The sequence below is a fragment of the Halobacteriovorax sp. genome (genome assembly GCF_048381875.1).
Classification (GTDB): Bacteria; Bdellovibrionota; Bacteriovoracia; order Bacteriovoracales; family Bacteriovoracaceae; genus Halobacteriovorax_A; species Halobacteriovorax_A vibrionivorans.
Map to the genome: position 1 here is coordinate 489012 of NZ_JBLXBP010000002.1, position 12986 is coordinate 501997.

Sequence of the window (12986 nt, forward strand, 5' to 3'; positions counted from 1 at the left end):
TCAGGTATTAAAGAATATGAAAAGCTTTGAGTTTGCACAATATTAATTTCAAATGATAGTATTTAGAGTACCACCAACGATGAGATCATTATGAAAATAATTGTTTTTAGTGCCCACAATTTTGAAAAAGAATACTTACTACATTATGCAAATGAGCACATTATTACTTTTATTAGTGGCCCACTAAATTCTGATACGGTCACTCTTGCAAAAGGTCATGACGTCGTTAGTGTATTTACGAATGACAAAGTGAATAAAGATGTAATCGATCAACTAAGTGATTTTGGAATTAAACTTATCGCTCTAAGATGTGCAGGTTTTAATAATGTTGATCTTAGTCATGCAAAGTCAAAAGGCATCCCTGTAACGAGAGTTCCGGAATATTCACCACAGGCAATCGCCGAACATACAATGGCCATGATCTTAACTCTGAATAGAAAGACTCATAAAGCCTATAATCGAGTTAGAGAAAATAACTTTAATCTCGATGGCCTAGTTGGTTTTGACTTATATCAAAAAACTGTTGGTGTTATTGGAACAGGAAAAATAGGAAAAGCATTTTGTAAGATTGCTCTAGGATTTGGCTGTAAGGTTTTAGCATTTGACTTGAGCAAGGACAGTGAATTAGAAGAAATGGGAGTTCGCTATGTTGAATTCGATGAACTTCTAGCTTCTTCAAAAATCATTTCACTTCATATTCCTCTAAACAATAATACATACCATCTTATCAATGACTCTAGTATTTCTAAGATGCAAAATGGTGTTGTCTTTATCAATACTAGTCGTGGCGGACTCGTTAATACCAAGGACCTAATTAAGGCGCTCAAAGACAAAAAAATTCTAGCGGCAGGTCTAGATGTCTACGAAGAGGAAGAAAATCTCTTCTTTGATGACCATTCTCTCGATGTACTTCAAGATGATGATCTAGCAAGGCTTATGACCTTTCCAAATACTCTCATTACATCTCACCAAGCTTTTCTAACACATGAGGCATTGAATAATATCGCTCAAACAACTTTTGATAGTATTAACTCAATTGAAAGCAAAAACTTTAAATATCTTATTTAGGTATTTCAAAAAAGAAGTTATAAAACCCCTAATTAAAATCGACACTTCTTTATCTTTCCATAGCGCAAGCTTTCTTAACTCCAGTCTTGGTTTGAGCAATAATATCTTCTCCCTCTAAAATAATAGGAAGAGACTCTTGTTGAATGAGAGTCATTTCTAAAAACTTTAAATCTTCTAGATTTGATGTTAGGCGACTATCGATTTTTAAACTCTGAAAACTATTGTTCATATTTGTACATTCTTAATTATGATTAGCTCATTCTAATGTTCTATTAGTCCCCTTTTTATACAAGTCTCGTCAATTTATTAATGAACGACTAACAACTTAATCTCTTTAAACTAAGTTTATTAGAACTTCACCCCACAGAACTACATTTCTTGTTACATTTAAGACAAACTAGCAAGAAAGGAATGAAGAGATGAAAAACTTTGTTGATCACTACCAAGAACTTGGCACATGGATGGAAAAACTAGGAAAAAATCTTCCAAAGACGATGGAAGGATTTTCTTCATTACATGAAGCCTCAACGGCCGAAGGAAGTCTAGATACTAAGACAAAAGAATTAATAGCTTTAGGTATTGCTATTACTGTTCGCTGTGACGGATGTATTTCATATCATGTACACGATGCCCTAGAAAGTGGAGCAACAAAAGAAGAAATAGCAGAAACAGTTGGAGTTGCTATTTTAATGGGTGGAGGACCTTCAGTGGTTTATGGAATTGAGGCTATGCAAGCAGTGGAGCAATTTATTAGCTCTGGTACGATTGTAAACTTAGATGAACAAAGAGCAAAGGCAGGATAAAAAAGAAAAGGTGCATGGCACCTTTTCTCTAAATTATTTCACTAAGAAGTATGCGCTCAAAATACTAATCAATATAATGAGCCTAATAGCGACATCTCTCCAAACAGAATAGCTTTTAAGTAAATCAGAAAACTCTTCTGGAATTGGCATCGGCTTAACCGCACTAATATTGGCGCCACCAGTATTGCCCTTTGGAACCCATCCAAGAAGATATCCAGGAAAACATGCAAATATTCTTAAAGCTTGACCAAATATTTCTTTATTATTACTTTTCTTAACCCCTATCTTAAACATCCACCAATGAGTTTCAAGGTGAGGAAGAAGTGATTGTTGTCCCAATATATGGGCCCTTTCTAAGTTTTTAAAAGATTGGTCGTAAAATTTCTTATTATAAAGATCTTTTGCTTTATTTATTTCAACAAAGTAGGCTTTCTTTAATGCTCTATTCATTATCTTCTCTTCAGTATTTGATTCAACGATATATTATTTACTATTAAAAGTATGGTCAAATGGCCTAAATCCACAGGCAACGTATGTTAAGTGTGTCACTTCCTCAAGAGCATCTCGCCCATAAAGTAACTCTTCTCTTTTTGATCTTTTTGCAAACTCGTGTGACACTTCATTGAAAGCATCAAGCATCTCTTTTAGAGTTTCTTTCTTTAGATAAAGTGTTCCTCGCCCGCCGTGAGAAGTTCTCTTCTTTGCTTTAAATTCACTTTGTGCATGATCAAAGAAAGCACGATCGATACTAAAGGAAACCTTTTCTCCAAGTTGCGCCGAAATACTAATATCAGTTCCCTTAAATAAAGGCCTAACCCTATTACCTGATCCAAATTCAATTAAATCGACTTTATCAAGAGCTCTTAGAATTGAATGACAATCTTTCTCTGATAATTGAAATATGCTCATAAGCTTTTGCCACTCATAATTATTTGCCATTAACTCTGTAAAAAAATGATAATGTGTTGGATGCTTTAAGAATAACTCTTCTTGCTTCTTATTTAAGACTAAATTTGCATCAGAAATATCTTTTGAAATAGCAACGAGATCAGAAAAACTCATCCCAAGTATATCGCAGATTTGATCTAATTTACTCATTGAACAATCTTTTGATGCCATTAACTTCTTTAGTCCAGACTCAGACATATTAAGCTCAAGGGCAAGTTCTTTATAGTTCATTCCACGACTTTTAATAACTTCTTTTAAAGCAATAAATATTTCATCTCTCATGGTTATCTCCTCTATCTGTTAAACCGATAAAAGTAAGATACACAATACCGAACCATTAAATAAGAAACAACACAAAAGTACCGAATTACGGCACCAAAACGACAAAAGCCTTACCGAACACAACATAACTAACTGAAATCACGTTGAGACTATTTTATAAATAAAGTCTTATTATTTTACGACGTGTTTTAGAATTTCAATCCCTTCATTTATCTTTTGCATAAATGAATCCCTACTAGATACAACATAGAAATTAGGATGAGCTGACCATACTTCTTTTAATTTACGGTCTAACTCGATAGCTTGATTATTCGTTTCATTGCGGTAAATATTATTTGAAGTAATATCCCCACCAGAACATGCCCCTGTTTCAAAAAAGATGACAGCATCATATCGTTCTAATTCGTCATGATAATTTGATTTAACTTTATCAAAGAACTCGTCTCCACCAGCAGGCCAATAAGCGAGCCCATCAAGAGTTCCCCTATCACACAAAAGAATATGGTCTTTCTTTTGCTTTTCATAAATTGCCTCTAAGTTGACTTGATAATCGTAAATCATTTTTTGAATATCTTTAACAACTTCAGGACGTTTATCTCTTTCAACACCAGATTGAAAAATCGAAGAAGCAGCCTCTGGAACAATCGCAAGTTTTGCAGTGACTAACTCTCTTTTAAATAGATCTAAGGCCGTAGTTTTTCCACCACCTGGTCCGCCTGTAACGACAATTTTCAATTTAACTCTCCATGCTGAATTATTTAAATTCTACTAACCATTCTATCATAACTTTATAGAGTATTTAGAAATTCCTCTAGTCGATCACATGCTTTTTTAAGTTGAGGACAATTCGCTTCAACAAAAGAATAATCTAGGCTATCTGAATCTTTAAGACTTGCTTCTTTATAAACATTCTCACCTTCATAATCTACGCTAGCGACTCTTACGGCCATCGCATCCTTAGGGAAATAAAAATCACTACCAGGCAAAAGTGCAACTTTATAGTTCTCAAAAATAAATTCTGATAATTCCACATCGTTGTGGATATTCTTACTTTTTAATTTCTCTTTAAAACTTCCAAAGTCTGGAAATAAGTAAAAAGCACCTTTTGGATGAGAACAAGATAGTCCCATATTTTTGAAACGATCATGAAGGTAGTTTCCACAAACTTCATGAACCCTAGTACAAGTTCTTATATAATTATCAATATCATTATCTATTGAATAGGCCTTTACAGCAGCGTACTGAATTGGAGCTGATACGGCACTAAAGGTTTCACTAATCATTGCACTTAAGCACTTTATCACTGACTCCATTCCCTCTGGAGCATAGAGAAAGCCAAGTCGATAACCACCAGCAGCGTGAGACTTTGAAAGACCACTTGATACAAGTGTCCCCTCTGGGTAATGCTGGTGAAAACTAGGAAAGTCTTCTCCTGAATAATTGATTAACGCATATATTTCATCTGCAATCACAATGACATTATGCTTACGACAGACCTTAGTTAATTCTTTGATTTCTTCTTCAGTATAGACCGCCCCGGTTGGGTTACTAGGACTATTGAAAATTAAAACTTTCTGCTCTTCATCAAGGTGACGCTCACAAGCTTCCTCGAGCTCTTTTGCTGTCATCTTATAAGCATTCTCAGACTTGGTTATAACAGGATCAATCTCACGTCCTTTAATATTTAATTGTGGGCCATAACTAACCCAAGAAGGGGCCGGTACGATTACAGGACCTTCTAATACATATAAAGCTTGAAAGATTAACTCCTTACTACCTGGACCAACTAGGATTCGATCTTTATCGAATTGGTAACTAAAGCGCTTATTATGATAAGAAGCGATTGACTCACATAGGGCCGGCAGTCCTTTCGTTGGGAGATAGTCTTTTTGATGAGCATTCTTGGCCAATTCATCCTGAATTTTTTCATGAACATGAAATGGCGACTGACCAAAACCGAGATGGCATATATCATCACCGTTTCTTCTTGCGGCCCGGGCCTTAAGATTAATGGCCAAAGTCGCAGACTCTTTTAATTTTAAAATATTCGTATTTAGATGTAGCTGTGTTTTTTTCGTCATAATAAATTTTCAAATAAAAAACACTTGACCGCAATCAGAAACTTTTTCCATCAACTATTTTTAGTAGCTTGAATAAGAGCTTGAATGTGCTCTTGTTGAAGAACACCACTTTGCGTATTAATTAATTGATTATTTTTAAAAACGAGTGTCATTGGGATACCACGAATACCATATTTCACAGATAACATTGGATTCTTTTCAGTATCAATTTTAAAGAACTCGGCCTCCTTCCAGAGGAGTTCTCCCGCTTGTTGAAATATTGGTCCATACATCTTACAAGGGCCACACCAGTCAGCATAAGCATCCACTAAGATTGGCAATTGGGCATGCCTAGCGATTGTCTCTAGCTTCTCAAAAGTGATTGTCCTAATCTTTGGATTGGTATTGAGATCTGTCGAACACTTTCCACAAATCGGTTTCGTAGAATTAAGCTTGTCCACAGCAATACGATTGATAGCATCACAATGATCACATATTATGATTTTCTTCATTTAAAGCACCTTCTATAATTCGAGAGACATGGCCAATACCTCCCCCATTAACAATATTCTTATAACCTAACTTTAAGAGCTGAAGTCGTGCCATAGCACTACGAGCTCCAGAAGCACAGTAAATGATGATATCCTTATCCTTATCAATCTTCATATGGCCCTGGGAGATCTGATCAATAGGAAGATTGAGGGAGTGCGGTATTGAATTTGAATGAAACTCCCCTATACTTCGAACATCAACTAGTTGATAATTCCCCTTACTCACTATCTCTTTAAGTGTTTTCTTAGTCCTAAAATACTTATAGAACTTCCAAATAAAAAATAATCCTATAGCGACATAGAGGACATTATTTCTAATAATTTCAAGTACTTCTTTCATATGAGACAATTTTACTCCAGAATGATCAAAATATATTTGATTTCAATCAAATCTTTTTAAATAAGTCTGTAATACCATCTTCTAAGTTATTAAAGAAATTTAAAACAAAAGGTTTATTAAAAATGAAAGCAATTCTCTTAATTACACTAAGCTTATTCATTACATCTTGTTCAGCTCTCAATGCAACTTCAAATAAAGAGGCCGTAAAAGAGAGTTATACACTAGAGAGCACAAAGCTAGTTAATAACTTGGCCATTGCAGCTCAACCTTCTAAGAAAACATTAAATAATGTCCAAAAAGAAGGTTATGAAATTGTTGTCAATCTTAGAAACCCAAATGAATTCAAAGACTACAATGAGGCAAAGTATGTCTCAGAAATGAATTTAAAATATTACAATATTCCATTCTTTGATAAGAAGAAGAATATCAATAAGCGCTCCCTAAGCTTAATTTCAAAATTACTCAAAGATAATAAGGATAAGAAAGTCTTTATTCACTGCTCTAGTGGGAACCGTGCAGCGGCTTGGTACCTAAGCCATCTCTACATTCATGAGAATATGAGTTTAGAGGATGCAACAAAAATTGCTCGAAATGCTGGCCTTACAAAGCCGGGATTAGAGAGAATGATAAGGAACGCAATAAAGGATAAATAAATCCCTCTTCTGCTCAAATAAAAATTAAATATAATGAATACATTCATAAAATTATAATCGCAGAGGGAGATTACGATGAAAAAGTGTGTACTTTTTAGTATGTTAATTCTTGCCATTAGTTGTCAAAAGCAAGAAGAAAAGAAAGCGGAACCAAAATTTGACGACATGAACTTAATTCAAGATGTAAGTGGAATACTGGCCCCACTACCTTCATCACTAATTAATGAAGAGGCCAAGAAAGATATGATCCATCTTGGAAAGAAGTTATACTTTGAAAAGAAATTATCAATAAATAATACGATCTCTTGTAACTCTTGCCATAAGTTAGATGAATATGGAGTTGATGGTGAGCCAACATCACCAGGACACGATGGGACAAGAGGTGGACGAAACTCACCAACTGTCTACAATGCCGCTCTAAACTTTGCGCAATTCTGGGACGGCCGTGCAAAGGATGTAGAAGAGCAAGCACTAGGGCCAATACTTAACCCAGTTGAGCACGGCCTAGCATCAGCAGAAGATGCAATGAAGAAAATAGACACTAAGGAATATCGCTCACTTTTTAAAAAGGCCTTTGGCGATGAAAAGTCTTTTACATTCAAAAACGTTGGTGTTGCAATTGGAGCATTTGAAAAAACACTTCTAACACCTAGTCGCTATGATGATTATTTAAAGGGTAATTATGATGCTCTTACTTATAAAGAGAAAGTAGGACTAAAGAAGTTCAATGAAATTGGCTGTACGACTTGTCATACAGGAGCAAATGTTGGTGGTGAAATGTATCAAATGCTTGGACTAGCAGAGCCTTACCCAACAAAAGATACAGGCCGTATGGAAGTAACTGGTGATGAGATGGATAAGTTCTTTTTTAAGGTTCCTTCTCTTAGAAATATCACAAAGACAGGGCCATACTTCCACGATGGTAGCTTAAAGACATTAGATGAGACTATTGATGTCATGGCAAAATATCAATTAGGTATTGAAATTACAAAAGAAGATCGAGAAAGCATTAAAGCATTTCTTGGTGCCTTAGAAGCAAAAGAATTACCAAAATTTTAAATTAATAGTAGTTAAGGCGCGAAAAAAATCGCGCCTTAATTTATTTAACCTGATAAAAATCATCAATTTTCTCTTAAAGTTTCCACCAAACAACCGATTAGAACCCTATGGGAATTCTAAAATTTAAGACATATTTTGATAGAGATAGTAAAGACGACTCCACAAAAGTGAAAGAGCTGATCCAAGATCAGATCGTTCAAGAAAGGAGTCTACAAGAGACACGTGCACATGCTACTGAGCTAGAAAGTGAAAATGAATTCCTAAGAAAGAAAGTCGCATTATTAGAAAATGAAAATTATAAATTAAAAGAGAATTTATCTCTCATACAAAAGAATATGGCCGATTCAGTTGGAAATAGCCACCACGCCCTTAATAAATTAAATGAAGTTGATTCCTCATTTGATGGGCTCCGCCAAGACTCAAAAAGTATTCTAAAAGATATCACAGGACTTGAGAGTAATATGGAATACACTTCTAAGTCTTCCATTGATATTGAAGAAGGCGTAAATGCTATCCTTGAAGCAATTGAAGGGATCTCGACAATAGCCTTTCAATCAAAAATGCTCTCATTTAATGCATCAGTCGAAGCAGCACGAGCTGGTGAAGCAGGAAAAGGCTTTGCCGTCGTTGCAGAAGAAGTTCAAAAGCTAGCAACTTCAACGACCGAACTCTTAGAAAATATAAAAGATAAAACCGATTACTTTTCAAATATATCAAAGACTCTTCAAGAGTCTGCACAGGCATCACTTAAGATGACCCAAGACGTCAATACAAAGATAAATAACTTTGATGAGAGTATCTCAGGCACGACTATAAAGAATAAAGATGCACTTAATGATATCTCTGCAACTAATGATGAAATCTTTATGAGCTTAGCAAAGATTGATCATGTGATTTGGAAAATTAATACTTATATTTCTATAATTGAAGAAAAACCTGCATTTGAGTTTGTTGATCATCATAATTGTCGACTCGGAAAGTGGTATTACAATGGTGACGGAAAGAATAGTTTCTCTCACTTAATGTCTTACTCTCACATCGAAAATGATCATGCCCACGTTCACAATGGCACAAAGCATATCTTCGACTATCTAAGTAATGTAAAAGAAAATATTGAGCATATTACAGATGGCATCAATGAGATGGAAAGAGCAAGTGAAGGTGTTTTTGATGGGCTTGATCGAATCTTAGATGAGAAGAAGCGAAGTGCTTAAACTCGACTATAATACAGTAGTATATTTAAGATGATTTCTATTTCTTAGCATGAGATAATCCAAAAAAGACGAAAAAGGATGCTTATGGATTATCGAATTGAGACAGATAGTAATGGTGAAATTAAAGTTCAAACTAATCACTACTGGGGTGCTCAAACCCAACGCTCACTTCAAAATTTCAAAATTGGCTCAGACCATTTCCCTCGAGAAATGATCCGTGCCCTAGGTATTCTAAAAAAAGGTGCGGCCCTGGCCAATCTAGAGCTTAAGAAGATAACTAAAGATAAGGTCGATCTAATCATTCAAGCCGCTGATGAAGTAATTGCAGGTAAATTAGATGAGCACTTCCCTCTTGTCGTATGGCAAACGGGTTCTGGGACACAAACTAATATGAATGCCAATGAAGTGATTTCAAATCGCGCCATTGAATTAAGTGGCGCAGAGATGGGTTCAAAATCACCTATCCATCCAAATGATGATGTTAATAAATCACAGTCTTCAAATGACACATTTCCAACAGCTATGCATATTGCTGCTGTTGAGCAAATTGAAGATAAGCTTATTCCTAGTCTCGAAAGACTTATTTCATCATTTGATGAGAAAACAAAAGACTTTCAAGATATTGTTAAGATTGGAAGAACTCACCTAATGGATGCAACTCCCCTAACTTTAGGTCAGGAGTTCTCTGGTTATACAGCACAACTTAAAAGTGCAAAGAAAGACATTTTATACACTCTAAATAACTTAAGAGAATTGGCCCTTGGTGGAACAGCTGTAGGCACAGGTCTAAACACTCACCCAGACTATGCAGACTTAGTCGCTAAAAAGATTTCAGAAATTTCAGGTAAGAAGTTTATTACGGCAGCTAATAAATTCGAATCACTAGCAGCACATGATGCAATTGTTGCAGGATCTGGTGCAATGAAAAGACTTGCGACAGCCCTGATGAAAATTGCCAATGATATAAGATGGCTTGCAAGTGGGCCTCGTTGTGGAATTGGAGAAATATCTATTCCTGCAAATGAGCCGGGCTCTTCAATTATGCCAGGAAAAGTGAACCCTACTCAATGCGAGGCCATAACGATGGTATGTGTCCAAGTACTAGGAAATGATGCGGCCATTGGCTTTGCTGGATCTCAAGGAAACTTTGAACTCAATGTCTATAAACCAGTCATGATTCATAATTTTCTTCATTCCCTAAATCTTCTTGCTGATTCAATGGAATCTTTTAACGATAACTGTATTATTGGAATCGAGCCAAATAAAGACAATATAGAAAAACATCTAAATAATTCTCTAATGCTCGTTACAGCACTCAATCAACATATTGGCTATGATAACGCAGCCAAAATAGCTAAGAATGCTCATCACAAAGGAATTACTTTAAAAGAGTCTGCAGTTGAGCTTGGTATTCTAACAGAAGAAGAGTTTCAGATGTATGTTGTGCCATCTAGGATGACACAACCTTAGAAAAATTATTTTTTATTGTAGTAGTATACTGGTGATCCACCAGCTTCGCGACATGTCTTATAATTTGTAAAAGTGTCTTTTACACTTATAACAAGCTTTCCATCGTTGTACTCGTAATCAAAGATTGAGCCATTAGATTCTACACCAAAGTGTTGTTTTTTAAGTATTCCTTCCCATATTCCAAGGTTACAATCTACGTAAGACATTTCAAGTCCACCTTGGTACTGACCTGGCCCAACATATTTAAAATCTCCTGAATTGATTTGAGTACAGTTTAGAAGATATGGTGCCCACTTTGCACTCTTAGCAATTGCAGTCATTTCAGCTTTTTCTTCTTCAACTTTAAGAGTTACATTGTATCTCATGAATGCACCTCCAAGTTTAAGAGTCTCACCTGTCGTACATTCAATACGATCAAGAAGATAAGTCCCCTGTGGAATCATTGCAAAGCTAGATGCCGTAAGTAATAAGGCCAAAAGTGTTTTCATAAAAACTCCGAATTGTTAAAAATGTTTTATCTTATATTGAATACTTAATTTAAAATTTTGTCCTACTTCAGGAATATAAGAGCCATGTCTACGATATGACTTATCAGTTAAGTTATCAAGTCTTGTTGTTAGCGTCATCCCTTCAAGGGCACCTTTTCTAAACTCTTTCGAGGCAAAGATATTATGAAGTGTATAGCCTGCTGTCTCAGTTGTACGCTCAAGAGTATTTGGATTAACTCGATCTTGTCTCATTGCCATTACAGCATCGTATCCAACTTTAATTCCATATTGATCAAGATGATAATTAATACCAAATGAATATGTATTGGCCGGCATATTTGAAAGCCAAATCTCTCTGGACTCATCCCAACCGACATTTCTTGAGTAATTTGCGCGAACCTCTAATTGGTCGTAAAGATAACCGATTTCCACTTCTTGCCCGTACAATGAAACTCGATTACGATTTACAAATTGTGTTGTTCCATTTTTACCATCCACAATTGCGTAATCAGTGATCTCTTGATCAATATAATCTTTCGCAACAGATTTATAGCCACTCGCCTTAAAAGTGAGTAAATCATAATCTGAAAATAATTGTTTTTTAAATTCGACACCAAGCTCTATTGTTTCAGATGTTTCAGGTTTTAGGTTTAAATTGGAAACAAAGTAATTATCAGAGATAAAGAAACCATCTCCTGGACGATGAAGCCCTGTAGCATAAACCTCTTGAACATCAGGACTATTAAAACCTTGAGAAAGACTACTAAAGAGATTCAATCCACCTACTTCATAATTAATTAAAACTTTTGATGATAGATTACTATCTTTAACATCACGATAATCAAATTTCTTAGACTCTAGCTCATAGTCACTGAAACGAATCCCAGGAGCAATTATCACCCCACCAACTTTATAATTAACTTCTCCAAAGGCAGCAAGTTCTGTTATTTGTCCATCTGGATAATCTGAGACATTCTCATTTGAGCTCTTACCAGTCACATTATCAATCGTTGCATCAGAACCAATAAAGAAAGAAAGTTCATCATTGATTTTAAACTTCTTCTTTGCTCTTGCTCCAATCGTTTCAATATTTCTTTCTTCAGTGCGATTATCACTATCACGCTCTTGTTTATTGAATTGCTCAGAATAATAAACTAATCCATTTATATCAGTAGATATATAATTTAGAGTTGCAGCATGCCTTTTGATATTTGTCTTACCCTGTAGACTTGTAAGGGAGCTTGGTGGATCTAGAGTTGCATTTAGAGGCGAATCATCCTCTAGCTCATAGAGCTCACCAGATACTTTTAATCTCCTTGCCTTTCCTAAATCAAAAGAAAACTTAGACAAGAAATTTAAACTTTCAAACTCTGAATTTCTAAGCGTCGATCCATCACTTAATTTGATATCTTTTGCATCTTTTACATTGGCACTTAAGAGATAGTCTCCCTTATCAATAAGACCAAATGTCTTAATGGCCTGCCCATTTAAATTAGAGGCTTCTTCATAAGAGTATTTTAAAATACTTCCAGCCTTCTCCCCTCTGGCCAAATAGTCTCGCCCATCCTTTGTGACAAAAGACATTCCTCCACCAAGGCTAATCCCTTGAGAATAATCTGTATTCGACTTGAAGATATCGACTTTTTTAATACTGTCTGGATCAATAGCAAGATGTGAATAATTGTGGTTTGAAAAGAAGAAGGTTTGACTAACACCGTCCACATTAACAAATATCTTATTTGCTTCAAGCCCTCTAATTTGAGGAGTCTCACCGATTGAGCGCGGTCCACCTTTTGTTGTGGCACTTGCTGTTTTCTTTAAGACATCATCTAAACTTTGTGCAACCTCTTCTTCTAAATCATCTGAGCTTACTTCATCTTGTAAGCCTAGAGTTTTAGATTGAACTTCTTGGGCACTTTCAATTTCATCGGTAATATAAATCGACTCAAGACGATTTACGTCTTGTGCAAGAATAGGTGAATTTGTGAGAAGGCCTAATAAAACTATTGAAAATACAGGAGTGTATTGGCCATCAAACTTTTTTATCATG

At 35.5% G+C, this 12986-nt stretch carries 15 protein-coding genes; 6 read left to right on the forward strand and 9 right to left on the reverse strand.

The genetic code is table 11. The features are described from left to right. Window positions 1-90: 90 nt before the first annotated feature. Window positions 91-1068, forward strand: coding sequence for a 2-hydroxyacid dehydrogenase (locus ACN5L8_RS06585; RefSeq protein WP_419172657.1), 978 nt, complete (start codon window positions 91-93; stop codon window positions 1066-1068). A gap of 49 nt (window positions 1069-1117) precedes the next feature. Here ACN5L8_RS06585 and ACN5L8_RS06590 read toward each other — a convergent pair whose 3' ends face one another. Beyond that, on the reverse strand, window positions 1118-1297 hold the full coding sequence (locus tag ACN5L8_RS06590) for a hypothetical protein (RefSeq protein WP_419172658.1): 180 nt from the start codon (window positions 1295-1297) through the stop codon (window positions 1118-1120). 190 nt (window positions 1298-1487) lie between these two features. Between ACN5L8_RS06590 and ACN5L8_RS06595 the strand changes: the two genes are divergently transcribed. Then, window positions 1488-1871 carry a carboxymuconolactone decarboxylase family protein gene (locus ACN5L8_RS06595; RefSeq protein ID WP_419172659.1) on the forward strand — a complete coding sequence of 128 codons (384 nt, stop codon included), beginning with the start codon at window positions 1488-1490 and terminating at the stop codon, window positions 1869-1871. Window positions 1872-1904: 33 nt separating this feature from the next. On the opposite strand, the gene ACN5L8_RS06600 is transcribed toward ACN5L8_RS06595, so the two are convergent. From ACN5L8_RS06600 to ACN5L8_RS06625, 6 genes are all read right to left on the reverse strand, one after another. Then, entirely contained in the window at window positions 1905-2321 is a 417-nt protein-coding gene (locus ACN5L8_RS06600; protein WP_419172660.1) for a DUF3703 domain-containing protein, read from the reverse strand. Window positions 2322-2354: 33 nt separating this feature from the next. Next, on the reverse strand, window positions 2355-3101 hold the full coding sequence (locus tag ACN5L8_RS06605) for a helix-turn-helix domain-containing protein (protein ID WP_419172661.1): 747 nt from the start codon (window positions 3099-3101) through the stop codon (window positions 2355-2357). Between the two features lie 171 nt (window positions 3102-3272). Next, on the reverse strand, window positions 3273-3836 hold the full coding sequence (locus ACN5L8_RS06610; protein WP_334678890.1) for an AAA family ATPase: 564 nt from the start codon (window positions 3834-3836) through the stop codon (window positions 3273-3275). A gap of 53 nt (window positions 3837-3889) precedes the next feature. Continuing rightward, window positions 3890-5182: a pyridoxal phosphate-dependent aminotransferase gene (locus tag ACN5L8_RS06615; protein ID WP_419172662.1), complete on the reverse strand. Its 1293-nt coding sequence runs from the start codon at window positions 5180-5182 to the stop codon at window positions 3890-3892. 50 nt (window positions 5183-5232) lie between these two features. Beyond that, window positions 5233-5673 (reverse strand): thioredoxin family protein, encoded by a 441-nt coding sequence (locus ACN5L8_RS06620; protein ID WP_419172663.1) that lies wholly within the window; start codon window positions 5671-5673, stop codon window positions 5233-5235. Then, entirely contained in the window at window positions 5651-6052 is a 402-nt protein-coding gene (locus ACN5L8_RS06625) for a rhodanese-like domain-containing protein (RefSeq protein WP_419172664.1), read from the reverse strand. Before ACN5L8_RS06625 ends, ACN5L8_RS06620 begins: the two co-directional genes overlap by 23 nt. Before the next feature lie 122 nt (window positions 6053-6174). On the opposite strand from ACN5L8_RS06625, the gene ACN5L8_RS06630 reads away from it, so the two are divergent. The 4 genes from ACN5L8_RS06630 (at window position 6175) to fumC (ending at window position 10448) form a co-directional block, all read left to right on the forward strand. Then, window positions 6175-6705, forward strand: a complete 531-nt coding sequence (locus tag ACN5L8_RS06630; protein WP_419172665.1) for a rhodanese-like domain-containing protein — start codon at window positions 6175-6177, stop codon at window positions 6703-6705. Window positions 6706-6780: 75 nt separating this feature from the next. Further along, window positions 6781-7764, forward strand: coding sequence for a cytochrome-c peroxidase (locus ACN5L8_RS06635; RefSeq protein ID WP_419172666.1), 984 nt, complete (start codon window positions 6781-6783; stop codon window positions 7762-7764). A gap of 107 nt (window positions 7765-7871) precedes the next feature. Continuing rightward, window positions 7872-8978, forward strand: coding sequence for a methyl-accepting chemotaxis protein (locus ACN5L8_RS06640; RefSeq protein WP_419172667.1), 1107 nt, complete (start codon window positions 7872-7874; stop codon window positions 8976-8978). A gap of 84 nt (window positions 8979-9062) precedes the next feature. Beyond that, window positions 9063-10448, forward strand: coding sequence for a class II fumarate hydratase (fumC, locus tag ACN5L8_RS06645; RefSeq protein ID WP_419172668.1), 1386 nt, complete (start codon window positions 9063-9065; stop codon window positions 10446-10448). 5 nt (window positions 10449-10453) lie between these two features. Here fumC and ACN5L8_RS06650 read toward each other — a convergent pair whose 3' ends face one another. Both ACN5L8_RS06650 and ACN5L8_RS06655 read right to left on the reverse strand, forming a co-directional pair. Then, window positions 10454-10936 carry a hypothetical protein gene (locus ACN5L8_RS06650; RefSeq protein ID WP_419172669.1) on the reverse strand — a complete coding sequence of 161 codons (483 nt, stop codon included), beginning with the start codon at window positions 10934-10936 and terminating at the stop codon, window positions 10454-10456. A gap of 15 nt (window positions 10937-10951) precedes the next feature. Beyond that, on the reverse strand, window positions 10952-12985 hold the full coding sequence (locus ACN5L8_RS06655) for a TonB-dependent receptor domain-containing protein (RefSeq protein ID WP_419172670.1): 2034 nt from the start codon (window positions 12983-12985) through the stop codon (window positions 10952-10954). Window position 12986 lies beyond the last annotated feature (1 nt).